Here is a 25344-nt window from a genome sequence, read left to right on the forward strand (position 1 = left end):
AGTCTCCGGCGGGGCCGGTCGGGGCGGGCTGGATCTGAAACAAACCGGACAACCGGCAAAGCGGTGTCCGGGGAGCGAAGATCCACCCCGCAGCAGGCGCTGCGGGGTGGATCAGTACGGTCTTACGCCGCGAACGACTTGGCGAAGCCTTCGAGGAACGCCAGAAGCTTGCCTTCGGTGTCCTTCGAGATCGCCTTCTCGGTGCGGATGGCGTTGACGATATCAGCGCCCTTTTCCTTCACCTCGGCCAGCATTTCGCGCTCGTACCGGTTGACGGCATTCAGCGGCAGCTTGTCGAGGAAGCCACGGGTCCCGGCGAAGATGGAGATCACCTGCTCTTCGACCGGCATCGGGCTGAACTGCGGCTGCTTCAGCAGCTCGGTCAGACGGGCACCGCGGGCCAGCAGCTTCTGGGTCGCCGGATCGAGGTCGGACGCGAACTGAGCAAACGCGGCCATTTCACGATACTGGGCGAGGTCCATCTTAATGGTACCGGCAACCTGCTTCATCGCCTTGATCTGGGCGGCGGAGCCGACGCGCGACACCGACAGACCCACGTTCACGGCCGGGCGGATACCCTTGAAGAACAGGTCGGTTTCCAGGAAGATCTGACCGTCGGTGATGGAAATCACGTTGGTCGGAATGTAGGCGGACACGTCGTTCGCCTGGGTTTCGATGACCGGCAGAGCGGTCAGCGAGCCATTGCCCGACTTGTCACCCAGCTTCGCGGCGCGTTCCAGCAGGCGGCTGTGGAGATAGAACACGTCGCCCGGATAAGCTTCACGGCCCGGCGGACGGCGGAGCAGCAGCGACATCTGACGGTACGCGACAGCCTGCTTGGACAGGTCATCATAGAAGATCACGGCATGCATGCCGTTGTCGCGGAAGAACTCGCCCATGGTGCAGCCGGTGTACGGCGCCAGGAACTGCATCGGGGCCGGATCGGACGCGGTGGCGGCGACCACGATGGTGTAATCCAGAGCACCCCGGTCAGCCAGGGTCTTCACGACCTGGGCAACGGTGGAGCGCTTCTGACCGACGGCGACGTAAATGCAGAACAGCTTTTCGCTGTCATTCTTCGCGGCGTCGTTGATCTTCTTCTGGTTCAGGATGGTGTCGATGATGACAGCGGTCTTGCCGGTCTGACGGTCACCGATGACCAGTTCGCGCTGACCGCGGCCGATCGGGATCAGGGAGTCGATCGCCTTCAGGCCGGTCTGCATCGGCTCGTGCACCGACTTACGCGGAATGATGCCCGGGGCCTTGACGTCGGCCAGACGGCGCTCGACATCAGCCAGATCGCCCTTGCCGTCGATCACGTTGCCGAGACCGTCAACAACGCGGCCCAGCAGGCCCTTGCCGACCGGCACGTCCACGATGGTGGCGGTGCGCTTGACGACATCGCCTTCCTTAATGGTGCGGTCGTCACCGAAGATCACGACGCCGACGTTGTCGTTTTCCAGGTTCAGGGCCATGCCCTTAATGCCACCCGGGAACTCGACCATTTCACCGGCCTGGACACGGTCCAGACCATAGACGCGGGCGATGCCGTCACCGACGGACAGAACAGTACCGACCTCGGCGGATTCGGCATCCGTGCCGAAGTTCGCGATCTGATCCTTCAGGATAGCGGAGATTTCCGCGGCGCGGATTTCCATCACCCAACCCCTTTCATGGCGAGCTGTAGACGTTGCAGCTTCGTGCGAATTGAACTATCGACCATCCGGGACCCGACCTTAACGACCAGGCCACCCAGGAGGGACGGATCTACTTTGGCGTCGACGGCAACTTCCTTGCCGACAGCCTGCTTGAGCGCGGCGACCAGTGCGGCCGCCTGTGCTTCGGTCAGCGCCTGCGCCGAAACGACCTCAGCGGTCACTTCCCCCCGGGCAGTAGCCAGTCGGGAGAGGAACGCGCCCACAATGCCCTTGAGGGCAAACAGACGACGGTTCACGGCGAGAAGACCGAGGAAATTACGGGTCAGCTCGTTGAGCCCGGCCTTATCAGCCAGGGCGAGCACCCCTTTTTTCTGGTCTTCACGGGACATGACGGGAGAGGCGACGAAGCGTCGGAAGTCGACACTTTCGCCCAACATGGTCTGAAGCGACCGCAGATCACCGGCTACCTGATCGAGCAGCTTACGGTCTTCGGCGAGCTCATAGAGCGCCGAAGCGTAACGGTCCGCGAGGCCCTTCGTTCCTGCAATTTCGGATGACACGTTCTGCTTGCCCCGGAAATCGAGAGGAAAAGGTGGTGTGAATTCTTTAACGAACTGTTTTGCAATGTGTTTTTGACGCCGAACAAGGGAGGCCCCTGTCAGCGCGGTTGGTTGTTAACATAACCCGTCAGGCGTTGCAAGCGAATGACGCCCAAAACGGCGTCTACTCCTGCGTTCCGGGCCAATTTCCCGGTTTTGTCACGGGTCTTGCCGGTCCGGGGACCCTGCCCGTCCGGGCGGGGCGAAACCCGCCTGCCTCCCCGCCCGCCCCCGGTGGGTCCTTTAATCGGAAAAATCGTCACAAAAAGCTGTACGGATCGATATCAACCTGAATCCGCACCGCAGAGGGACAGGCCACCCCGCCCAGCCACTGCCGGACCACGGTCTGGACCCGGACCTCGCGCGGGGCCTTCAGCAGCAGCCGCCAGCGATGACGGCCCCGCAGCAGGGCCAGCGGTGCCGGGGCCGGACCCAGCACTTCGAGTCCCGCCCCCTGCGGGGCCTGCCGGGCCAGCGCCCGCGCCACCGATTCGACCGCATCCGCCGTTTCGCCGGACACAATCACCGCCACCAGCCGCCCGAACGGCGGCATCCGCAGGAGTCGCCGCCCTTCGGACTCTGCCTCGCGGAAGGCCCGCATGTCGCCGGTTGCCATCGCCTGCAACACCGGGTGATCCGGCTGGAAGGTCTGCACCATCACCCGGCCGGGACGTTCCCCACGCCCGGCCCGGCCAGCCACCTGCGACAGCACCTGAAAGGTCCGCTCCGCCGCCCGCAAATCGCCGCCGGACAGCCCAAGATCGGCATCGACGATGCCCACCAGCGTCAGCATGGGGAAATGCAGGCCCTTGGCCAGAACCTGCGTCCCGATCAGCAGATCCACTTCTTTCCGTTCAATCCGCTCCAACAGCCCGGCGATCCCCTGCGGCCCGGCAAGGGTATCGGAGGCGACCAGTTCCACCCGCGCCTGCGGAAAGCGGCGGGAGGCTTCCTCCGCCACCCGCTCCACCCCCGGCCCGCAGGCCACCAGCGCATCCTCCGCCCCGCAGGACGGGCAGACCTTCGGCAGTGGCTGCTGATGGCCGCAGTGATGGCATTGCAGTTTGCCGAGGCGGCGGTGCTCCACCAGCCACGCCGTGCACTGCGGGCACTGCACCCGGTGGCCACAGGTGCGGCACAGGGTCAGCGGCGCATAGCCCCGGCGGTTGAGGAACAGCATCGCCTGCTCCCCGGCCTCCAGCGTCCGCTCCAGCGCCGTCACCAGCGGCGGCGACAGCCACGACTGCCCCCAGTCCCCTTTTTCGGGGGGGAACCGCCGGATGTCGATCAGATCGATGGTCGGCAGGGTCGCTCCGGCATGGCGGACCGGCAGATCCACCTTGATGTACCGCCCGGCCTCGACATTCGCCACCGTCTCCAGCGACGGGGTGGCCGAGGCCAGCACCACCGGAATATTCCCCAGATGCGCCCGCACCACCGCCATATCGCGGGCGTGATAAATCACGCCTTCTTCCTGCTTGAAAGCCACTTCGTGCTCTTCATCGACCACGATCAGCCCCAGCGCCTGATAAGGCAGGAACAGCGCCGACCGTGCCCCGACCACCACCCGGGCCCGGCCATCGGCAATCGCCCGCCACGTCCGGCGACGACGGGCCGGGGTCAGATCGGAATGCCACACCGCCGGGTCCGCCCCGAAGCGGCGTCGGAACCGCCCCAGCCACTGGGTGGTCAGGGTGATTTCCGGCACCAGCACCAGCACCTGCTGCCCCTGCCGCAGGGCGGCGGCAATCGCCTCGAAGTACACCTCGGTCTTGCCCGATCCGGTTACCCCTTCCAGCAGGGTCGCCGAATAACCCTGCCCGAGGGCCAGAACCAGTTCCTTCGCCGCATCGGCCTGTACCGGACTGAGGGTCGGGCCGGGGTGGTCGCCATCCGGCTCCGGCAGGTCGGGATCCATCGCAAACGGCACCTCGGCCAGCAGACCGGCCTCCGCCAGCCCCTTGATCACCGACGGGCTGACCCCGGCTTCGCGGGCCAGATCGGGGGTGGTCATCGGCACCCCGGTCTGCAACGTCCGCAGCACCCGGTCCCGCGCCGGGGTCTGCCGCAGGCCGGGCACCTCGGCCCCGGACAGCCGCCACGCCACCTGTGCCGCCGGAGGATCCAACGCTTCCGGCACCGGAATCACCATCTTCAGCACCGCACCGGGGAGAGACAGAGTATAGGCCGCCACCCAGTCCACAAACCGCCGGGTCACCTCCGGCAACGGGGCGGCGTGGTCGAGCACCGCCTGAAGCGGGCGGATCTTCGCCGGATCCAGCCCCGACCGCCCGGCGCCCCAGACAATCCCGGTTTCCTGCCGCCGCCCCAGCGGCACGCGCACCGCCTGCCCGTCACACACCGTGCATCCGGCAGGCACCCGGTAATCATAGGCCCCGGCCAGCGGCAACGGCAGCAGAACGGCCACCTGCGTTCCCTCCGGGTACGACGGGGCAGCCATGTCTGCGGAAGGACTGGGATTGGCGGGGGGCATCGGCTACACTCGCGGCTCGGTCATGGGGAGGAGATAGAGCTTTTTGCCCGCAAGGGGAATAACTCTGTCAGGAAAGCCTTCCGGCCATTCACCTGTCTGGTTCTGACTCTGGGTTTTGTGACGCACCATGAAGTTCTTCATCGACACCGCCGATCTTGACGATATCCGCGATCTGGCCGAAACCGGTCTGGTTGACGGCGTCACCACCAACCCGACGCTGGCCGCCAAGACCGGCCGCAGCTTTGTCGAGCTGATCCGCGAGATCGCCGCCGCCGTGCCCGGCCCGGTCAGTGCCGAAGTCACCGCGCTCGACTTTCCGACCATGATGAAGGAAGCCGAAGTGCTGCGCGCCATCGCCAGCAATGTCACCATCAAGGTGCCAATGACCGCCGATGGCCTGAAGGCCTGCCGCGCCATCACCCGTGACGGCGGCATGGTCAATGTCACGCTGGTGTTCTCCGCCGCGCAGGCCCTGCTGGCCGCCAAGGCCGGGGCCACCTTTGTGTCTCCCTTCGTCGGGCGGCTGGATGACCTGTCGCAGGACGGCATGGAGCTGATCGCCGACATCGTCCATATCTATGACCAGTATCCGGGCATCGAGACGCAGGTGCTGGTCGCCTCCGTCCGCCACCCGCTGCATGTGGTGCAGGCCGCCAAGCTGGGGGCCCATGTCGCCACCCTGCCGCCGAAGGTGCTGCGCCAGATGTACCAGCACCCGCTGACCGACAAGGGGCTGGAGTCCTTTATGAAGGACTGGGCCGCCAGCGGCCAGACCATCCTGACCCCGGGGGCGTAAGCGGTGACGCTGCACACCCCGTCGATCCCGGCCTCGGACCTGCCCACACCGGAGCAGGTTCTGGCCTTCCTTCAGGCCCACCCCGACTTCCTGCCGGCGCAGGACGGGGTGATGGCCCGCCTGCTGGCCGACTATATGCCGGACCGGAACCTCGGCTCCGGCGTGGTGGACTTTCAGGGCCACGCCCTGCGGGCCCTGCGTACCGAAATCACCGAGCTGCGGCGCGAGGCACAGGAGCTGATCCGCACCGCCCGCGATAACATGAGTCTGCAACACCGGATCCATGAGGCGGCTCTGGCCCTGATGGCAGCGGAAACCGTCGAGGACGGTGCCAAGGCACTGGCCGAAGACCTGCCCCTGCTGCTGGAAGTGGATCTGGTGCTGCTGTGTCTGGAGCCCGGTGCCCCGGCCGATCTGGCCCGGATCAGCCAGCCGCTGCCCGACGGCACCGTCGAAACCCTGCTGGCCGGATCCGACACCCGCCTGCGGGCCCATCTGCACGGCGAGGCCACGCTGTATGGCGAAGGGGCCGGGCTGATTGAGTCCGATGCACTGGTCCGCCTGCCCGCCACCGACCGCCATCCGGTCGGCCTGCTGGCGTTCGGCAGCCGCCGGGCCCGGGCCTTTGAGCCCGGACAGGGAACGGAGCTGATGAGCTTCCTGTCCGCCGTCCTGCATCACTGCCTGCGCCACTGGAAGGGCTGATCCGGTGGCGGCGGCCCATCCCCTGCCGGTGGTGTTCCCCCCTCTGGGACCAGACCTGACAGCGGCGGTTGTTGACTGGCAGACATGGCTGGCCGCCGAACGGCGGTCCAGCCCGCACACGGTTGCCGCCTATGGCCGCGACCTGTCCGCCTTTTTCACCTTCCTCACCCCGTATCGGGGGGGAATCCCGGAGCTGTCCGATCTGGCTGACCTGCACCCGGCGGATTTCCGGGCGTGGCTGGCCCAACGGACTCAGGATGGCCTGTCCCGCCCCTCGCTTGCCCGGGCGCTGTCAACCCTGCGCGGATTTTTCAAGTTTCTGGAACGCACCGGCCGGGTGGAAAATGCCGCCCTGAAAACCCTGCGCAGCCCGCGCCTGCCGAAACAGGTGCCCCGCCCCTTAAGTGAAACTGACGCCGTGGAAACCCTCTCGACCGCCGCCGAACTTCAGGATGAGCCTTGGCTGGCGGCGCGGGATGTCGCGCTGTTTTCCCTGCTGTACGGCTGCGGTCTGCGTTTGGGGGAGGCCCTGTCGCTGACCGTGGCCGACCGGCCGCGCGGCGACACCCTGCGGGTGCTGGGCAAAGGATCGAAAGAGCGGATTGTCCCGGTGCTGCCGCTGGTGCGGGACGCCATCGCCGCCTATCTGGCCCAACGCCCGGACGGCAGCCCGGAGACCAGCGCCCTGTTCATCGGGGCCCGTGGCGGAGCCCTGAATCCCGGTGTGGTCCAGCGCCAGATGCGGCGGCTGCGGGTCCTGCTGGGTCTGGGAGAACGGGCAACCCCGCACGCCCTGCGCCACAGCTTCGCCACCCACCTGCTGACCAACGGCGGCGACCTGCGCACCATTCAGGAGCTGCTGGGGCACAGCACGCTCGCCACCACCCAGCGGTACACGCAGGTGGACCCCAGCCAGCTAACCCGGGTCTATCAGTCGGCCCATCCCCGCGCCGGAAAGCCCCCGGCGGAATAAAGCCTATCGCAGACAGACCCGGTTGCGGCCGGACTCCTTGGCGTCATACATCGCATCATCAGCCCGGCGCAGCGTATTGCCGATGGCATCTTCCGAGGGGTCAAGCTCTGACACCCCCAGACTGACCGTCACCGCCACCGCCGTGCCATCGGCGATCATCGGCTGGGCCGCCATGGCCTGCCGCAGGCGCTCCGCCACCTGCCGTGCCAGCTCCCTCGGGGTTTCCGGCAGCAGGATCGCGAACTCCTCGCCGCCGTACCGGCCAAGAATATCGCTGTCACGCAGCACCTGACGGCTGCGGGCCACCACGGTGCGCAGCACATCATCCCCGGCCAGATGCCCATAGGTGTCATTCAGGGATTTGAAGTGATCAAGATCGAACATCACCACCGACAGCGGCCGCTGGTAGCGGCGCGCCCGCTCCACCTCCCGCGAGGCCCCTTCCATGAAGCTGCGGCGGTTCAGAGATCCGGTCAACGGGTCGGTGTAAGCCAGCTCCTCCAGTCGGCGGTTGGCCTCCTCCAGCTCCCGGGTCCGGGCCGCCACCCGCTGCTCCAGCCGCTCGTTGGCGGCCTGAAGATCTTCATACAGGCGCACATTGGCAAAGCCGATCGCCATCTTGGAGACAAAAACCTCCAGCAGGCGGCGGTCATCCTCGCCCAGCCGACGGTGGGAATGGATATAGGCCGCCAGCTCCGACCCTTCCGGAACCGGAATGTAGAGGACGGTATAATCCGCCGAATACTGGCTGATCTTCCGTTCAAAGGCGGCGTCAATCACTGTGCCGATCGTCGGATCAACCCCGCTGTCGCGCAGGGTGCGGGTGACAGCTTCGGCATAGCGGCCAACCCCGGCCAGCACGCAGATCTCCCGCTGATCAGCCCCGCCGGGATCCGTCCCGCCGGAAACCGCACGCTGCACGCAGAGGATGCCATTCGGCCCGGCATGGACAAAGGCGGCCAGTTGAAGCAGGACCCCCCGCGAAAACTGCCGCAGGGAATGCAGACGGAACAGCGAATCGGTGCAGTCAATAATCTGCTGCAATCCCAGACGGTTACTTTCCAGCGCCCGGATATCTTCGTACCCGCGCAGGGCGGCGACCACGGTGGTGAACAGCTTCTGGGCCGTCAGTTCCGTCTTGGATTTATAATCGTTGATGTCGTACCCGACGATCACGTCCTCTTCCGGGGCCTGTCCGGGCTGACCGGTGCGCAGGATGATCCGGACCGCGCGGTTGCGCAGATCCTCCCGGATCTCCCGCGCCAGACGCAGACCGGCATCATCGGTCTCCATCACCACATCCAGCAGAACCACGGCAATATCCGGTTCCGCCTCCAGAAGGGCCCGCCCTTCGGCCCCCGAAAAGGCAGACCGGAACACCAGCCCGCGGCCCTTGAACACAAGTTTGCCCAGCGTCAGCCGGGTCACGGCATGGACCTCCGGATCGTCATCGACGATCAGGACCACCCACGGACCCGCAGCATCCGCCACGGCGGCAGGCCGCGCCTCGACCGCCGCTTCGTCAAACAGAAAGCCGTCGGATTTCATCCCGGCGTCCCCTTCCCCACCTCAGCCGTGCACCGTGGAAACCGGAAGGTAAAGCAGACGCCTTCCCCCGGTTGACTGTGCAGATCCACCGTTCCGCCCAATGTGCGTACGACGATATTATAAACGATGTTCAGCCCCAGTCCGCTGCCCCCCGCACCGCGCCGGGTGGTAAAAAACGGATCGAACACCCGGGGCAGGATATCCGGACGGATCCCGGCCCCGTTGTCCTTATACATCAATTCGATGATATCGCTACCGGCCTGTCGGTCTGCGGCGGCGTCTTCAGCGCGGACCGTCACCACACTGGCCGAAATAGTTATATCCCCGGCCTCACGCCCGGCGAATCCATGCAGCAGAGAGTTGATCAGCAGATTGGTCAGCACCTGCGACAACGCCCCCGGATAGCTGTCCATCTCCAGATCCTGCGGACAGTCAACCGTAACCCGGTAAGGCGTGTTCTTGAACTTCGGCCGCAGGCTGAGAAGGACTTCGTCAAGATATTCCGCCAGACGGAAGGTCCGGCGGTGACCGCTGGTCTGGTCAACCGCCACCTGTTTGAAGCTGTGAATCAGATCCGCAGCCCGCTGGTTGCTGGAGACCAGAAGGTCCGTCGCCTCCCGCGCTGTGTCCAGAAAGGCCTGAAGATCGGTCATGGTCAGGCTGCGGTCATCCAGCCGGTGCTGGAGGGCAGCCACTTCCTTGGCCAGATGGCTGGCCCCGGTCAGGCTGACCCCGACCGGGGTGTTCACTTCATGGGCAATTCCGGCCACCAGACTGCCGAGGGAGGCCAGCTTTTCCGACCGGATCAGGCTGGACTGGGCGTCCTGTAGGGTCAGCAGAGCTTTTTCCGCCCGGTCCCGTTCCGCCTGTAGAGACAGCTCCATCATCCGGCGGTCGGAAATATCCATCGCCGTGCCGATCACCGCCGTCACAATCCCATCCGGGGCCCGCAGCGGCGCCTTCGTGATCAGCAGATGATGCTCCGTCCCATCCGGGGCAAAGGCGGTATACTCATAGCTCTGCGGGGTTCCGCTGCGCAGAACCTCCTGATCGGTGCGGATTGCCTGTTCGCCGTCCTCCCCGGACGGCAGATCAGCGATATGCCGTCCGACCACATCCTCCACCCCGCTCTGATCGCGGAATTTCTGGTTGCACCGCAGATAAACCCCGGCGGCATCCCGCACGAACATCAGCACCGGCATGGTATCGATCAGGGTCTGGCTCAGCAGATGTTCCCGTTCCAGCGCCTGTCGGCTGCGCTCCAGCTCATCCGCCGCCCGCAGCCGCGACACCTGCGCCCGCAGGATCCACACGGCGGCAATCCCGATCAGCACCGCAGAGAGGACGGCAAAACCGACCGCATAGGTGAGACCCCGGTACCAGCTTTCCAGCACGACCTCCCGCGGCAGGGAGGCACTGACCACCAGAGGAAACCGCTCCACTTTCCGGAAGGTGATCACCCGGTCCCCGGCCGTGGCCGGTTCAATCGGATCCCGGGCGGCTGTCTCGGTGATTTCGGTCTTATGGACATCCGGATACAGCGGATTGTCCATGGTCCGGCGGGTGACATCAAGACCACCGGGCAGACGCGCCAGAATCACCCCATCGGGATCGGTCACCGTCACCACCTCGCTGGCATCCTGCTGTAGCAGGGCCAGACGGCGGCGCACCAGTTGCAGGTCAATCGAGACCATCAGAACGCCGAGAAAGCGGCCGTCCGGGGCCGACAGCCGCAGACTCATCGGGAAGAACCATTCCCCCAGATAGGCCCGGGAGACCATCCCGGCCCCAAGATACAGCCCATGGTCCGGGGTATCGCGGTGGACCGTGAAATACTGCCGGTCCCCGACAGAAGGAGGATCCCCCGGTCCGGTCCATAGCCCGACGCTGCCATCCGGCCGGATCAGCAGGAAATCCATCATCATCGAGTCTGCGGCCTTGAACCGGCCCAACAGCGCGACGATCTGGCTTTCGGTCAGGGCCGGGGCGTCTTCCGCCCCCCCCTGATCGGTCACGGTCAGACGCAGCCCCTGCAACAGCACTTCGACATGGGTCAGCAGCGTGGTCAGGCTGGCCGAATAAGAGCGGGCCGCCCCCTGCGTGCGTTCCTGCGCTGCCGCCAGTCCACGCCGGTATTCCTGAGCAAGGATGACCGTCATCACCAGAACGGTCAGGCTGAAGGCGAGGACGGCGGCCGCTGTGACCCGCAGTGCGGCCCGGTATAGTTTCTGGCGGAGTCCCGGATCAGTCCCCCCGGAGGGAGGGGCCTGTTCCGGCTCCGGCGGCTCCGACAGGAACGGGGCGAAGTCACCGGCAACGGAGGGTCCCCCCGTCACCGGTCTGCGGCCATCACTTCTGTCTGTCTGTCTGTCCGTCATGCCCGCCCCCTGACAGTCAAGCCATACCGGCAGCTTCACCGGACAGGCAAGAATAAAGTAGGGGTTTTCTCTGAAAACGCCCGGTGCCCCTTGCAGGGCACCGGGTCATGCTCAGACCTTGAAATACGACCGGTACCAGCGCACGAATTCCGCCACGCCAACCTCGACCGGAATCGACGGCACATAACCGATATCGGTCTGCAGGGCAGTGGTGTCGGCATAGGTCGCCGCCACGTCCCCGGCCTGCATCGGCATCATGTTGAACTGCGCCTTGATCCCCAGTTCTTCCTCCGCCACGCGGATGAAGTCCATCAGGTCAACCGGCGCCCCGCGCCCGATGTTGTAGATGCGGTAAGGGGCAATCGCGCTGCGGTCCGGATCCGGATGCGATTCCATCGCCGACCAAGTGGGATCCGCCTGCGCGGGCTTGTCCAGAACACCGATGATCCCGCCGACGATATCCTTCACGTAGGTGAAGTCCCGCTTCATGTTGCCGTTGTTGTACACATCAATCGGCTGCCCGGCGAGGATCGCCTTGACGAACTTGAACAGCGCCATGTCCGGACGGCCCCACGGGCCATAGACGGTGAAGAACCGCAGCCCGGTGGTCGGCAGCGTGAACAGGTGGCTGTAGGAATGGGCCATCAGCTCGTTGGCACGCTTGGTGGCGGCATACAGGCTCATCGGGTGGCCGACGCCGTTGCGTTCGCTGAACGGCATGTTGGCATTGGCCCCATAGACCGAGCTGGTCGAGGCATACACCAGATGATCAACCCCGGAATGACGGGAATTTTCCAGAATATTCAGGAAACCCATCAGGTTGCTGGTGCCATAGACGATCGGGTTTTCGACGCTGTAGCGCACCCCGGCCTGCGCCGCCAGATTGATCACCCGCTGCGGCTGATGGCGGCGGAACACCGAGGTGATCGCCTCGGCATCCTCCAGACTGACCTTCTCAAACCGGAATGCGGCGTGCTGGCGCAGCATCTCCAGCCGGGCTTCCTTCAGGGCCGGATCATAGTAATCGTTGATATTATCAATCCCGATCACCTCGTCGCCCCGCTCCAGCAGCGCCAGAGAGGTGTGAAATCCGATAAAACCGGCAGCCCCGGTGACAAGAACGCGCATGATCAGTCCAAACCGTCAAAAAGGGAGAAACAGGAACCGGCGGAAGGCCGGGGGACACAGGCGGACATGCGCCTCAGGCGCAGCGGAGTTCCACCTGCTCACACAGGAAATGGTACAGCGCGATATGAACTTCCTGAATCCGGGGAGTATCCTTGCTGGGCACCGCCAGCAGGGCATCAGACAGCGCCGCCATCTTGCCGCCACCGGCCCCGGTCATCGCCACCACCGACAGGCCAAGGGCCCGGGCTTTTTCCGCCGCTGCCACCACATTCGGCGAATTGCCGCTGGTGGTGATGGCGATCAGCACGCCGCCGGGGCGGCCAAAGGCCTCCACTTCCCGGGCGTAGGCGGAGGGATAATCGTAATCGTTGCTCCACGCCGTCAGCGCCGCCGCATTGGTGCCCAGCGCAATCACCGGCAGCCCCTGCCGCTCCAGCCGGAAACGGGCGACCAGCTCCCCGGCAATATGCTGGGCATCGGCCATCGAGCCACCGTTACCGCACACCAGAACCGGCAACCGGTTCTTCAGGGCCGTCACCAGCAGATCCAGCGCCTGATCCATGGCGGCGTCCAGTGACGCTTCGGCAGACCGGCGGTGCAGGTCCGAGGTATCAAGAAGGTACTGGGACAAAGACCGGGACTGGAACTGGGACTGGGTCATCAGGACGGATCCATATCACAGGAAATCGGGGCAGAAGACCGGGAGACACCAGCGCGGCAGGCGTCCGGCCCGGAGTGCCGCGCCACCCTAGCGCATTTCCTCCGCCGGAGGAAACAGCTTGATCGCCGCCCGCCCGCCCACGCCGCAGGATTGCCGATCCGCCTGCCCTCTGTTAGAGGTGACCGCCAGTTCCGCCCGGTCTCCACCGCCATTCTTCCGGAGGGTTCCCCTGATGTCCGGTCTCCCGCTTCCGTCCGCCGCACAGGGGGGCCTGTGGCTGCTGTCCGCCTTTGTCCTGTCGCTGGCGCTGACCCGTCTGGTGCTGGGCTGGCTGCGGGCCAAAGCCGTAATGGACATCCCCAACGAACGCTCCAGCCACACCATCCCCACCCCACGCGGCGGCGGTCTGGCGGTGACGCCGGTGGTGATTGGCGGATGGGCGTTGGCCGGATATCTGTCCCCGGCCCCGGTTCCGGTGGCGCTGTGGGCGGTTCTTGCCGCCAGCTTTGCCCTGTCTGTGGTCTCATGGCTGGATGACCGGCTGAACCTGTCCCGCCGCCTGCGGTTTGCCCTGCATATCGCCGCCGCCGCCCTTGGCACCCTGCTGCTGCCGGAGGCCACGCTGGTGTTTCAGGGCTGGCTGCCGCTGTGGGCCGACCGGGCGGTGACGCTGGTCGGCTGGGTATGGTTCATCAACCTCTATAACTTCATGGACGGCATCGACGGCATTACCGGGGTGGAAACCGCCAGTCTGGGGGCCGGGCTGGTGACCGTCAGCCTGCTGCTGCCTACCGCCGCCACCCTGCCCTACGGGCTGTTCGGCCTGACCGCCGTCGGGGCCGCCCTTGGTTTTCTGGTGTTCAACTGGCATCCGGCCAAACTGTTCCTCGGCGATGTCGGGTCGGTGCCGCTGGGGTACCTGCTCGGCTTCGCCCTGATCCTGCTGGCCGGGGACGGTGCCCTGACCGCCGCCCTGATCCTGCCCGCCTATTACCTGCTGGATGCCACCGTCACCCTGCTGCGGCGGCTGGTGCAGGGCAAACCGATCGGGCAGGCCCACCGGGAACACTTTTATCAGCAGGCCGTCCATACCGGCGGCCTGCGCCACAGTCAGGTGTCCGCCCTGATCCTGTGCGGCAATCTCGGCCTGCTGGCGGCGGCGGCCTTTGCCGTCAGCGGGCAGCCGCTGCCGGCGGTGGCGGGCACCGTCGCGGTGCTGGGCCTCATTGTGGTTCTCTTCCGCCGCCGCCCGCGCTAAAACAGCGCCTTCTGTCTTTTGCCTGCCCGGAGCCTGCATCCCTATGCTGTCGCGCCGTTCCATCGCCGTCATCCACGATATCATCATGGCCGCCGCCAGCTTCTGGCTGGCGCTGACCCTGCGGCTGGGCGACAGCCTTCCCCAGACCATCCCGACCGGCACCCTGCTGACCGGCTGCGCCCTGTTCACCGCCACCGCCGCCGTGATGTTCCACCTGCTGGGCATGTACAAGGGAATCTGGCGCTATGCGTCGATGCGCGACCTGATCGCCATCACCCGGGCGGTCACCATGACCGTGCTGGTGTTTACCCTGCTGATGTTCCTGCTGACCCGGCTGAATGACCTGCCCCGGTCCCTGCCGCTGATCAACTGGCTGGTGCTGGCTGCCCTGCTGGGGGGGCCGCGCTTTGTCTACCGGATGTGGAAGGACGGCGGACGCCGGATCTCCGACCTGTCCGGATCCCCGCGCATTCCGGTGCTGCTGGCGGGCACCAACGATGCCGCCGACCTGTTCATCCGCGCCATGGAGCGCGGCGACGGCGAATATTCCGTGGTCGGCACCCTGACCGAACGGCCGGACCGGGTTGGCATGCATATCCATGGGGTGCCGGTTCTGGGGCATTTTGACCAGCTCGGCCCGGTGCTGGCGCAGCTGAAGGCCCGCAACACCGCCCCGCACCGGCTGATCCTGTGCCGGGAGGATGTCGAGGCCAAATCCGTCCGCGCCCTGTTCGAACAGGCGCAGAACCTGAACCTGCCGATGGCCCGCCTGCCCCGGATGAGTGACTTGCGCGAAGGCCTGACCGACCGCCTGAGCCTGCGCCCGATCGCCATCGAGGATCTGCTCGGCCGCCCGCAGGTGACGCTGGACCGCGAGGCAGTGCGCGCCCTGATCACCGGCAAGCGGGTGTTGATCACCGGGGCTGGCGGCTCCATCGGCAGCGAAATCGTCCGGCAGGTGGCCGACCTGTCCCCGGCCCGGCTGACTCTGGCCGACAGCTCGGAATTCGCCCTGTACACCATTGACCTTGAGCTGTCCGAACGCTGGCCGCAGGTGCCGCGTGACGCCAAAATCCTGGATGTCCGCGATGCCGGGCGGATCGAGTCCGTGTTTGCCGGGCTGAAGCCGGAACTGGTGCTGCATGCCGCCGCCCTGAAGCATGTGCCGCTGGTGGAGGCCAACCCGCTGGAAGGCATCCGCACCAACACCCTCGGCACCGCCCTGATCGCCGACGCCTGCCGCCGCCATGGCGTCGGCCTGATGGTGATGATTTCCACCGACAAGGCGGTCAACCCCACCAACGTGATGGGCACCACCAAGCGTCTGGCAGAGCTGTACTGCCAGTCCCGCGATCTGGAAGGCCGGGCCGGGGGATCCACCCGCTTCGTCACCGTCCGCTTCGGCAACGTTCTGGGATCCACCGGATCAGTGGTGCCGCTGTTCCGCCGCCAGCTGGAACGCGGCGGTCCGCTGACCGTCACCCATCCGGAGATGACCCGCTACTTCATGACCATCCGCGAAGCGGTGGAACTGGTGCTGGAAGCCGCCGCCATCGGGCGGCAGGATGACAGTTTCGGCGGCAAGATCGTGGTGCTGGACATGGGCGAACCGGTGAAAATCGTCGATCTGGCCCGGCAGATGATCCGGCTGGCCGGTCTGCGCCCGGATGAGGATGTGAAGATCACCTTCACCGGCCCGCGTCCCGGCGAAAAGCTGTTCGAGGAAATCTTCCACGGGGCGGAACCGCCGCAGCCGACCGACCATGCCGGGCTGCTGATCGCCACCCCGCGTCGGGCAGACCCCGATGTTCTGACGGAGCAGTTCGCCCGCCTGAAGACCGCCTGTGACAGCGGCGACACCGCCCTGATGCACGATGTGTTCCGGGTTCTGGTGCCGGAATATGTGGAAACCCCACACGCCTGAGGCCTGCGGGGCTTCCCTTTCGCGTTACATCACCACAGGGTGGCCTGTGCCCGTTCCGGCCACGCCCGGTCATAGGCATCACCGTCAATCACCGCCTGCGCCGCCATCCGGCTGGTGACCGTCAGGATCTGCCCCGGCGTCGGCAGGGTGGCGGGATCAACGCGGCTGGCCTCGTCCCACAGGGCGGAGCGCACCACCGCCCGGGCACACTGGAAGAACACCGTTTCGATGCGGATCACCAGTACCGACCGGGGCTCCTTGCCTTCCACCGCGAACCGGGCCAGCAGGGCCGGATCAATGCAGACCGCCGCCTGACCGTTCACCCGCAGGGTGGTTCCGCTGCCGGGGATCAGAAACAGCAGACCAATCGCCGGGGTGTGGATCACGTTGCGCAGCGAATCGATGCGGTTGTTGCCCCGGCGGTCGGGCAGCAGCAGGGTCCGCTCATCCTCGACAAACACCACCTGTCCGGCATCACCGCGCGGGGAACAGTCGAGCCCGCCCGGGCCGCTGGTGGCCAGCGCCACAAACGGTGATGCCTCGATCAGGCGGCGGTATTCGGGGGTCAGACGGTCCAGTTCCTTAACCGTCGCCGCCTGCACCGGCGTGCCATACAGGGCTTGCAGGGCCTCTTCAGAGGTCACGAGGGTTTCCGGCGGATACCCGGCGGGGGACAACAACGACTCCGGCATCATCGGCTCCTTGCACTCCGGCGACCCGGACAGGCGGGCAACGGTCACCGGCAAACCCGGGGATCGCCAAAAACGGGGACAGAAAAACAGGACAGAAAAACGGGGGCAGGTCTGGATGACCGCCCCCCTGTTATCCCATCTCCGTCTGCCGGATCCCAGCAGTATCCGGCACCGGTCTCAGTGTCCGCCGTTTTCCCCCGGCCCCATCACCAGATGCACCAGTGCCGCATGCAGCACCTGTTCAGTATCCTCAAGGCCTGTCAGGGCCTTGGCGCGGGCCAGCAGATCCATCGGCACCCGCACCCGGACGGTGCAGCCAATTCCGTCGGCCAGATGCCGCAGATCGGCGGTTGCCAGCTCCTGCCGGACCTGATCACGCAGAACAGACTTCTGCCCCCCGGCGTTCTGATCCCCGGCTGACTGTAAACCTGACATGGCACGTTCCTCCGTCAGAGACCCCGCTGTTTTCCCCGGCACCACCGGGCAGAAGCCATCCTATCACACACGCCGGGACCACTCTATCATGTTGCAAAGCAATAGTTTTTTGGCAATGCGATAACGATATGCGTAAAAATTATTCCCTGTTTGGCAGAGCAGGGGTTGACCATGGCGCAGGCGGCGGACTACAGTTCCGGCCATGAACACGCATCGCACTCCCTTTGTGGCCAGCCTGGCCCTATCGCTACGGACCTGACGGTCCGGCGACCTGACCCCTGAGGCAGGATCGCCGGGACGACCGCTCTGCTGCCCGCGCAGCACCGGATCTCCCCGCTTCCTTCCCCCTCTCCGGGTCCTGAGTGATGATCGCCCTCTCCGTTCTCCTGACATTCTCCCTGATCCTGTCCGCCATCCGCCCGTGGCGTAGTGCGCCGTCGGTCCGCCTGTGGCGTCCGGCGCAGGTGTTTGTCTGGCGTCAGTCGCGACTACCGCAGTCTCCGCGTTCCGCAGCTGCCTTCCATCGCTTCTGATCCGCGCCAACCGCGCCCGCCGACTGAACAGGACCCCCGATCATGACCACCGCCACCGCTTTTTCCGCCCCGGTTGACTGCACCGTAAAGTACCGTCCGTTTCCGCCGGTCGGCCTGACCGACCGCACCTGGCCGAACGCCACCATCACCAAGGCCCCGATGTGGTGCAGCGTTGACCTGCGCGACGGCAATCAGGCGCTGGTGGAACCGATGGGCTGGGAACGCAAGCTCCGCCTGTGGGACATGCTGATCGCCATGGGCTTCAAGGAAATTGAAGTCGGCTTCCCGGCGGCCTCGCAGACCGACTTTGATTTCGTCCGCATGCTGATCGAAGAAAACCGCATCCCCGACGGGGTGGCGATTCAGGTGCTGACCCAGTCGCGCGATGCCCTGATCGCCCGCACCTTCGAAGCGGTACGCGGGGCCAAACACGCCGTCGTCCACCTCTACAACTCCACCTCCACCCTTCAGCGCAAGGTGGTGTTCGGGTTGGAGAAGGAAGGGATCATCGACATTGCCGTCAAGGGGGCCCGGCTGATCCGGTCGCTGGCCGACAGCATGCCGGAAACCAAGATCACCTGCCAGTACAGCCCGGAAAGCTTCACCGGCACCGAGCTGGACTTTGCGGTGGAAATCACCGAGGCGGTGATGGACGTGTGGCAGCCGACCCCCGAGCACCGGATGATCGTCAACCTGCCTGCCACCGTTGAAATGGCCGGTCCGCACATTTATGCCGACCAGATCGAGTGGTTTGCCCGCAACGTGAAGAACCGCGACACCCTGATCCTGTCGGTTCACCCGCACAACGACCGCGGCACCGCCGTGGCGGCGGCGGAGCTGGGCGTGATGGCCGGGGCGGACCGCGTCGAAGGCACCCTGTTCGGCAACGGTGAGCGCACCGGCAATGTTGATGTGGTGACGCTGGCCCTCAACCTGTTCACGCAGGGAGTGGATCCGCAGCTCAACTGCTCCAACATCGCCGAAATCGTCGAGACCGCCGAATACTGTACCCGCCTGCCGGTGCATCCGCGCCATCCCTACGCCGGGGAGCTGGTCTATACCGCCTTCTCCGGCTCGCATCAGGATGCGATTTCCAAGGGCCTGAATGCCCTGCGCAAATCCAACCAGCCGGTGTGGGAAGTGCCGTATCTGCCGATTGACCCCGCCGACGTCGGCCGGGGCTATGAAGCGGTGATCCGTATCAACAGCCAGTCCGGCAAGGGCGGGGTTGCCTATATTCTCGAACGGGATCACGGCCTCCAGACCCCGCGCCGCCTGCGCATTGAATTCTCGGAAACCGTGCAGGCGATCACCGACACGGAAGAGCGCGAACTCAGCCCGGATGAAATCTGGAACACCTTCGAGACCGATTACCTGTCGCGCGACACCGCCGACAATCCGTGGTCGATCACCGAATACACCACCATCCCGCTCGGCCGGGAAGCCGACAGCCCGCGCTCGCTGAAGGCCCTGATTTCCCACAACGGCACCACCACCGCCATTGAGGGCACCGGGAACGGCCCGATCGACGCCTTCGTCAATGCCCTGAACGCCGCCTTCACGCTGGATATTCAGGTGCTGGATTACCACGAGCACGCCGTCGGGTCCGGGGCCGATGCACAGGCGATCTGCTATCTGGAAACCACCGTCGGCGGGAAAGGCCCGCTGTTCGGGGTCGGCCGTCACACCAACATCGTGATGGCCTCGCTGGAAGCGGTGATCAGTGCCGTCAACCGCTCCGGCCGCGCCCGCTATCAGGGGTAACGCCCCCCGCGCGGTCCTGCCCCCTCCGCACAGAAAAACCCCCGCCGAAGACCACGGCGGGGGGTTTCCAGTCTCCCGGGAGTCCCGCAGGCCGGGATCAGGCCGGTTGATGCTGCGGCTGATCCGGGCTGCCGCCCAGCGCCGTTTCCGGATCAAAGGGGGCAACATTGGCCAGAAACTGATCGACGCTGACGGTCCAGTCATTGCGCTCGGCAAAGGCCCGGCAACGGTCGCGGGGGATCTCCAGCGCCCGCAGCGCCGCCTGCCGCAGATCAGCCTCCAGAATGCCGACCGGCTGCGCCGGGTCCTGCTGCTCCAGCACATCCTTCGGCCCCGCCACCGGATAGGCCGCCACCGGCACCCCGCAGGCCAGCGCCTCCAGCGTCACCAGACCGAAGGTATCGGTCAGGCTGGGGAACACGAACACATCGGCGGCGGCAAAGTGGCGGGCCAGATCCTCGCCGGTCTTGGCCCCGACATAGACCGCCTGCGGAAAGCGGCGCTTCAGGCTGGCAAGGTGCGGGCCATCGCCGACCACCACCTTGCTGCCGGGCAGATCCAGCGACAGGAAGGCCTCAAGGTTTTTCTCCACCGCCACCCGTCCGACATTCAGGAACACCGGACGCGGCAGACCGTGGAACAGATCGCTGCCGCGCGGCTGGAACAGGGTGGTATCCACCCCCCGGGTCCAGCGGCGGATGTTGCGGAACCCCCAGCCGGTCAATTCCTCCTCAATCCCCTGCGTTGCCACCATCACCGCCTGTGACGGGGCATGGAACCGCCGCAGGACGGCGTAGGTCCAGCGGGACGGAATCCCGAAGCGGGCCTCGACATATTCCGGGAACTTGGTGTGGAAGGCGGTGGTGAAGGGGATGTCCCGCCGCAGGCATTCCGCCCGCGCCGCCGTCCCCAGCGGCCCTTCGGTGGCGATATGCACCACACAGGGACGGAAGGCCTCCAGCATTTTCCGGATCCGGCGGCGCGGAAATAAGGCCAGACGGATTTCGGAATACGAAGGACAGGGGATGGTCCGGAACAGATCCGGGGTGATGTACAGCACCTCGTGGCCACGCTGTTCCAGAGTGGCCTTCAGGGTGGCAAGGGTCCGCACCACGCCGTTGATCTGGGGAAACCACGCATCCGTCACCAGCAGTATCCGCATCACGGGTCTCCATCACAGGGTTACGGGCGGGCCAGAGTGTTTTCAGCAGATGGGAACATCGGCCTTACGCCTGAAAACGCTCCGGTTTTTCAGTAAACGCTGTCAGGCCGGAACCGGCGGGCGGACGGCGTCTTCGTCCTCCGCCGCTGCGGTCCGGCTGTTGGCGGCCTGCCAGGCCTCCAGCGGCGAATAGGCGCGTTCCCGCGTCCAGTCGATGATTTCCAGACGGCCGTCGTCGTGCTCCACCAGTGCGGTACAGCTTTCCACCCAGTCGCCGTCATTGCAGTACAGGATGCCGTCCACCTCCCGCAGTTCAGCGTGGTGGATGTGGCCGCACACCACCCCGTCAAAACTGCGGCGGCGGGCTTCCTCGACCATCGCCGTCTCGTAGTTGGTGATGAACGACACCGCATTCTTCACCCGGTTCTTCAGGAACCCGGACAGCGACCAGTACGGCAGCTTCAGCTTCCGCCGCACCACGTTGAACCAATGGTTCAGGGTCAGCGCCAGCGTATAGGCATGATCCCCCAGCAGGGCCAGCCACTTGGCGTAGAGCACCACCCCGTCGAAGGCGTCGCCGTGGGTCACCAGCAGGCGACGGCCATCAGCGGTGAGGTGTTCCGCCTCGGCCATCAGCTCGATACTGCCGAAATCATTGCCAAGGTAGGACCGGGCAAATTCATCGTGGTTGCCGGGCACATAGACCACCCGGCAGCCCTTGCGGGCCTTGCGCAGCAGCTTCTGTACCACATCGTTATGGGCCTGCGGCCAGTACCAGCCCTTGCGCAGCCGCCAGCCGTCGATGATGTCCCCGACCAGATAGAGGGTCTCGGACTCAGTATGACGCAGGAAGTCGAGGAGGAAGTCCGCCTTGCAGCCCCGGGTGCCCAGATGCACGTCGGAGACGAAAATGGCGCGGTAGCGGCGGGGGGCGGCCGGGGGATCCGCCAGCGGGGCGGAAGAAGAAGGGGACTGGGGCACGGTCATGCGGACCTCGGGCTCCGTCGCGGTGTCTGTCCGCCTGCATTCCTAGTGCAGGGCCGCAGGTTGCACTAGCGCTTTTCCGGACATTCTTTAAATATTCACCGCCCTGACACTGTATTGTCATACCCTTTCGCCACACTGCCGCCGGTCAAATCTCCACTTTTATTTAAATTCAACGCAGGATCCTGCCCATGACGCGCCCAAAACGCCTGACGGTCATTTTCAATCCGACCGCCGGGGGCGATAAACGCAGGCGGTTACAGGCCGTTCTGGCCCATCTGCGCCGCCGGGGCTGTGATCTTGACCTGCGGGAAACCACCCGCGCCGGGGATGCCGAGCGCTTCGCCGCCGCCCTGACCCCGGGCGAGACCGATCTGGTGGTGGCCGCCGGGGGCGACGGCACCATCAACGAAGTGGTCAACGGCCTGCTCGCCCTGCCTGCCGGAACCGCCCCGCCGCTGGGGATCATCCCGCTCGGCACCGCCAACGTTCTGGCACTGGAACTGAAACAGGGCCTGTCCGCCGCCGCCGTCGCCCGTACCCTGACCGAAGGCACGCCCCGCCCGCTGTGCGTGGTCGCCACCGACCAGCCCTCGCCGGTGGCCCCGGACCGCCGCCGCCATTTCCTGCTGATGGCCGGGGCCGGATTCGATGCCCATGTGGTCGCCCATGTCCGCCTCGGCCTGAAGCGCCACACCGGCAAGCTGGCCTATGTGGTGGAAACCCTGTTGCAGGCGGTGCGCTATGATTTTCCCACCGTCCGGCTGGAGGTGGACGGCCACGCCTACGACGCCGCCACCGCCGTGGTGTGTAACGGGCGGCTCTATGGCGGGCCGTTTGTGGTGGTGCCCGACGGGAATCTGGAAAAGCCGACCCTGCGGATCGCCGTGCTGACCCGCAAGGGCTACCGTAATGTGTTCCGCTACGCCCTCGCCCTCGCCCTTGGCCGCCTGCCGACCCTGAAGGATGTGGAGGTTCTGGAGACCACCCGGGTCCGCCTGATCAGCCCGGAGGGGGCACCCCTACAGGCCGATGGCGACAGTTTCGGCACCCTGCCGCTGGAGATGTGGCTGGCCGACCGCCGGGTTGATGTCGTCTTCCCGCCACAAGAACCCCGCTGATCCGTAAGAACCGTCTTTTATGCGGCGGCGTTCGCTGCTACACGTAGCGCCGTCCCCGGAATTATGACGAGTTCGCGATCTGCCATGACCGCTGCCGCCCCCGATCCGACCACGGCCCCGCTGCCGCCCCTGACCATTGCCCTTGCCGGCCCGCGCGGTTTCTGCGCCGGGGTTGACCGGGCTATTCAGATTGTCGAACGGGCCTTGCAGAAGTTCGGCGCCCCGGTCTACGTCCGCCACGAAATCGTCCACAACCGCTTTGTGGTCGACAGCCTGCGCGCCAAGGGCGCGGTCTTTGTCGATGATCTGGCCCAGTGCCCGGCGGACCGCCCGGTGATCTTTTCCGCCCATGGCGTGCCGAAAAGCGTGCCCGCCGCCGCCGAAGCCCGGCGGATGACCTGGGTCGATGCCACCTGTCCGCTGGTCAGCAAGGTGCATATGGAGGCGGAACGCCACGCCGAGGACCACCGTCAGCTGATCCTGATCGGCCATGCCGGACACCCGGAGGTGATCGGCACCATGGGGCAGGTGCCGGACGGGGCGATGCTGCTGGTGGAAACCGTGGCCGATGCCGAGACCGTGCAGCCGCAGGACCCTGCCGCGCTGGCCTATGTCACCCAGACCACCCTGTCGGTAGATGAGACCGCCGATATCGTCGCCGTGCTGCGCCGCCGCTTCCCCGAGATTCAGGGGCCGCGCAAGGAAGACATCTGTTACGCCACCACCAACCGGCAGGCGGCCGTCAAGGCCATGGTGGAAGGCTGCGATGCGGTGCTGGTGATCGGTGCCCCCAATTCGTCCAATTCCAAGCGGCTGGTGGAAGTCGCCCGCAATGCCGGATGCTCCCGGTCCCTGCTGGTGCAGCGCGCCGCTGATATTGACTGGACACAGATGGACGGCATCCGCCGTCTTGGCCTGACCGCCGGGGCCTCCGCCCCGGAACTGTTGGTGGAAGAAGTGATCGACGCCTGCCGGGAACGCTTTGCGGTGACGCTGGAACATGTCTCCGTCACCGAGGAAAACGTTGTGTTCAAACTGCCCGCCATTCTGGCGGATGCCCCGGCGGCGGAGTAAACAAGCATGGCCGTCTATACCGAAGTCAGCGACGACGATCTCGACGCCTTCATCGCCCAGTACGACATCGGCACGCTGGAAAGCTGCAAGGGCATTGCCGAAGGGGTGGAAAACAGCAATTTCCTGCTGACCACCGACCGGGGCCCCTACATCCTGACCCTGTATGAAAAGCGGGTGAACCCGGATGATCTGCCGTTCTTTCTCGGCCTGACCGAACACCTGTCGGCCAATGGCTTCCCCTGCCCGCTGCCGGTCAAGGCCCGCGATGGCGTCGCCCTGCGCGAACTGTGCGGCCGCCCGGCGGCGATCATCAGCTTCCTGAAGGGGATGTGGCCGCGTAAGATCTCGCTGTCCCACTGTGCCCAGCTTGGCACCGCTCTGGCGAAAATGCATCAGGCGGCGGATGGCTTTACCCTGACCCGGGCCAATGCCCTGTCCGTCTCCGGCTGGCGGCCGCTGTTTGATCTGGCCCGCGACCGCGCCGACGAAGTACTGCCGGGTCTGGCCGCCGAAATCGCCGCCGAGCTGGACTATCTGGAAGCCCACTGGCCGACCGACCTGCCGCACGGGGTGATCCACGCCGACGTGTTCCCCGACAATGTGTTCTTCCTGCATGACACCCTGTCCGGGGTGATCGACTTCTATTTCGCCTGCAACGACCTGCTGGCCTATGATCTGGCGATCTGCCTGAACGCGTGGTGCTTTGAAGGCGACAAAACCTTCAACGCCACCAAGGCCCGGCTGATGATCAACGGCTACCTGAAGCAGCGCCCGATGAGCGATGCCGAGCTGGAGGCCCTGCCGCTGCTGTGCCGGGGCTCGGCGATGCGTTTCCTGCTGACCCGCCTGTATGACTGGCTGAACACGCCGTCCACCGCCATGGTCACCCGCAAGGACCCGCTGGAATACCTGCACAAGCTGCGCTTCCACCGGGCAACCCCCGGCCCCGGCGCCTATGGTCTGGGCTGACCGGCATGAGTGATCCCGCAACCGCCCCGGACACCGTCGAGATCTACGCCGACGGGGCCTGTTCCGGCAATCCCGGTCCCGGCGGCTGGGGGGCGGTGATGCGCTGGCGCGGCCATGAAAAAGAACTCAACGGCGGCGAACCGGACACCACCAACAACCGTATGGAACTGATGGCGGTGATCGAGTCCCTGCGCGCCCTGAAACGGCCAATGACCATCGACGTTTACACCGACAGCACCTATGTGCAGAAGGGGATGACGGAATGGATCTGGGGCTGGCGCAAGAACAACTGGCGCACCGCCGATAAAAAGCCGGTGAAAAACGCCGACCTGTGGCAGATGCTGGATGCCGAGGCCCGCCGCCATACCGTGCGCTGGCACTGGGTGAAGGGCCACGCCGGACACCCGGAGAATGAGCGGGCCGACGCTCTGGCCCGCGCCGGGGTGCCCGGCCGGTCCTGAAATACCCTTGCTGCCGCCCTGATTTCG

The 25344-nt window shown here is 65.6% G+C and carries 22 protein-coding genes; 11 read left to right on the top strand and 11 right to left on the bottom strand.

What is annotated here, in order from left to right; all coding sequences use genetic code 11:
- Positions 1-122: 122 nt before the first annotated feature.
- The 3 genes from atpA to FHS48_RS17480 form a co-directional block, all read right to left on the bottom strand.
- Entirely contained in the window at positions 123-1658 is a 1536-nt protein-coding gene (gene atpA / locus FHS48_RS17470) for a F0F1 ATP synthase subunit alpha (protein ID WP_184265400.1), read from the bottom strand.
- Positions 1658-2218: a F0F1 ATP synthase subunit delta gene (locus tag FHS48_RS17475; RefSeq protein ID WP_184265402.1), complete on the bottom strand. Its 561-nt coding sequence runs from the start codon at positions 2216-2218 to the stop codon at positions 1658-1660. Before FHS48_RS17475 ends, atpA begins: the two co-directional genes overlap by 1 nt.
- A 298-nt stretch (positions 2219-2516) precedes the next feature.
- Positions 2517-4751, bottom strand: coding sequence for a primosomal protein N' (locus FHS48_RS17480; protein WP_184265404.1), 2235 nt, complete (start codon positions 4749-4751; stop codon positions 2517-2519).
- Between the two features lie 127 nt (positions 4752-4878).
- Between FHS48_RS17480 and fsa the strand changes: the two genes are divergently transcribed.
- The 3 genes from fsa to FHS48_RS17495 are packed head-to-tail and all read left to right on the top strand — an operon-like array spanning position 4879 to position 7225.
- Positions 4879-5547: a fructose-6-phosphate aldolase gene (gene fsa, locus FHS48_RS17485; RefSeq protein WP_184265406.1), complete on the top strand. Its 669-nt coding sequence runs from the start codon at positions 4879-4881 to the stop codon at positions 5545-5547.
- Positions 5548-5550: 3 nt separating this feature from the next.
- On the top strand, positions 5551-6252 hold the full coding sequence (locus FHS48_RS17490; RefSeq protein WP_184265408.1) for a DUF484 family protein: 702 nt from the start codon (positions 5551-5553) through the stop codon (positions 6250-6252).
- A 4-nt stretch (positions 6253-6256) separates the two neighbouring features.
- Positions 6257-7225 (top strand): tyrosine recombinase XerC, encoded by a 969-nt coding sequence (locus tag FHS48_RS17495; RefSeq protein ID WP_184265410.1) that lies wholly within the window; start codon positions 6257-6259, stop codon positions 7223-7225.
- A 3-nt stretch (positions 7226-7228) separates the two neighbouring features.
- Here the strand turns inward: FHS48_RS17495 and FHS48_RS17500 are convergent, their stop codons facing one another.
- From FHS48_RS17500 to FHS48_RS17515, 4 genes are all read right to left on the bottom strand, one after another.
- Positions 7229-8773 carry a diguanylate cyclase gene (locus FHS48_RS17500; protein WP_184265412.1) on the bottom strand — a complete coding sequence of 515 codons (1545 nt, stop codon included), beginning with the start codon at positions 8771-8773 and terminating at the stop codon, positions 7229-7231.
- Positions 8770-11109 carry an ATP-binding protein gene (locus FHS48_RS17505; RefSeq protein ID WP_184265414.1) on the bottom strand — a complete coding sequence of 780 codons (2340 nt, stop codon included), beginning with the start codon at positions 11107-11109 and terminating at the stop codon, positions 8770-8772. The genes FHS48_RS17500 and FHS48_RS17505 overlap by 4 nt, the downstream gene beginning before the upstream one ends.
- A gap of 153 nt (positions 11110-11262) precedes the next feature.
- A complete protein-coding gene (locus FHS48_RS17510) occupies positions 11263-12279 on the bottom strand; it encodes an NAD-dependent epimerase (protein WP_184265416.1) in 1017 nt (338 codons plus the stop codon).
- 73 nt (positions 12280-12352) lie between these two features.
- Positions 12353-12940, bottom strand: a complete 588-nt coding sequence (locus FHS48_RS17515) for a D-sedoheptulose-7-phosphate isomerase (RefSeq protein WP_184265418.1) — start codon at positions 12938-12940, stop codon at positions 12353-12355.
- Between the two features lie 232 nt (positions 12941-13172).
- Between FHS48_RS17515 and FHS48_RS17520 the strand changes: the two genes are divergently transcribed.
- Positions 13173-14198, top strand: a complete 1026-nt coding sequence (locus FHS48_RS17520) for an MraY family glycosyltransferase (protein ID WP_184265420.1) — start codon at positions 13173-13175, stop codon at positions 14196-14198.
- 43 nt (positions 14199-14241) lie between these two features.
- Entirely contained in the window at positions 14242-16122 is a 1881-nt protein-coding gene (locus tag FHS48_RS17525) for a polysaccharide biosynthesis protein (RefSeq protein WP_184265422.1), read from the top strand.
- A gap of 29 nt (positions 16123-16151) precedes the next feature.
- On the opposite strand, the gene FHS48_RS17530 is transcribed toward FHS48_RS17525, so the two are convergent.
- Together FHS48_RS17530 and FHS48_RS17535 are read right to left on the bottom strand one after the other, a co-directional pair.
- Entirely contained in the window at positions 16152-16862 is a 711-nt protein-coding gene (locus FHS48_RS17530) for a pyridoxamine 5'-phosphate oxidase family protein (RefSeq protein ID WP_311769160.1), read from the bottom strand.
- Positions 16863-16991: 129 nt separating this feature from the next.
- On the bottom strand, positions 16992-17249 hold the full coding sequence (locus FHS48_RS17535) for a hypothetical protein (protein WP_184265424.1): 258 nt from the start codon (positions 17247-17249) through the stop codon (positions 16992-16994).
- A 365-nt stretch (positions 17250-17614) separates the two neighbouring features.
- Between FHS48_RS17535 and FHS48_RS17540 the strand changes: the two genes are divergently transcribed.
- Both FHS48_RS17540 and leuA read left to right on the top strand, forming a co-directional pair.
- Positions 17615-17782, top strand: coding sequence for a hypothetical protein (locus FHS48_RS17540; RefSeq protein WP_184265426.1), 168 nt, complete (start codon positions 17615-17617; stop codon positions 17780-17782).
- A gap of 42 nt (positions 17783-17824) precedes the next feature.
- Complete coding sequence (leuA, locus tag FHS48_RS17545) at positions 17825-19546, top strand: 2-isopropylmalate synthase (protein WP_184265428.1); 1722 nt, start codon at positions 17825-17827, stop codon at positions 19544-19546.
- 97 nt (positions 19547-19643) lie between these two features.
- On the opposite strand, the gene FHS48_RS17550 is transcribed toward leuA, so the two are convergent.
- Positions 19644-20708, bottom strand: coding sequence for a glycosyltransferase family 4 protein (locus FHS48_RS17550; RefSeq protein WP_184265430.1), 1065 nt, complete (start codon positions 20706-20708; stop codon positions 19644-19646).
- A gap of 102 nt (positions 20709-20810) precedes the next feature.
- Complete coding sequence (locus FHS48_RS17555) at positions 20811-21695, bottom strand: UDP-2,3-diacylglucosamine diphosphatase (protein WP_184265432.1); 885 nt, start codon at positions 21693-21695, stop codon at positions 20811-20813.
- Between the two features lie 188 nt (positions 21696-21883).
- On the opposite strand from FHS48_RS17555, the gene FHS48_RS17560 reads away from it, so the two are divergent.
- The 4 genes from FHS48_RS17560 to rnhA all read left to right on the top strand — a co-directional run bounded on the left by FHS48_RS17560 (position 21884) and on the right by rnhA (position 25317).
- Positions 21884-22813: a diacylglycerol/lipid kinase family protein gene (locus FHS48_RS17560; protein WP_184265434.1), complete on the top strand. Its 930-nt coding sequence runs from the start codon at positions 21884-21886 to the stop codon at positions 22811-22813.
- Between the two features lie 84 nt (positions 22814-22897).
- Positions 22898-23887, top strand: coding sequence for a 4-hydroxy-3-methylbut-2-enyl diphosphate reductase (gene ispH / locus FHS48_RS17565; RefSeq protein WP_184265475.1), 990 nt, complete (start codon positions 22898-22900; stop codon positions 23885-23887).
- A gap of 6 nt (positions 23888-23893) precedes the next feature.
- Complete coding sequence (locus FHS48_RS17570; protein ID WP_184265436.1) at positions 23894-24856, top strand: homoserine kinase; 963 nt, start codon at positions 23894-23896, stop codon at positions 24854-24856.
- A gap of 5 nt (positions 24857-24861) precedes the next feature.
- Positions 24862-25317, top strand: coding sequence for a ribonuclease HI (gene rnhA, locus FHS48_RS17575; protein ID WP_184265438.1), 456 nt, complete (start codon positions 24862-24864; stop codon positions 25315-25317).
- The last annotated feature ends 27 nt before the right edge of the window (positions 25318-25344 follow it).

Origin of the sequence: Novispirillum itersonii, from assembly GCF_014205675.1 — a bacterium.
Classification (GTDB): Bacteria; Pseudomonadota; Alphaproteobacteria; order Rhodospirillales; family Rhodospirillaceae; genus Novispirillum; species Novispirillum itersonii_A.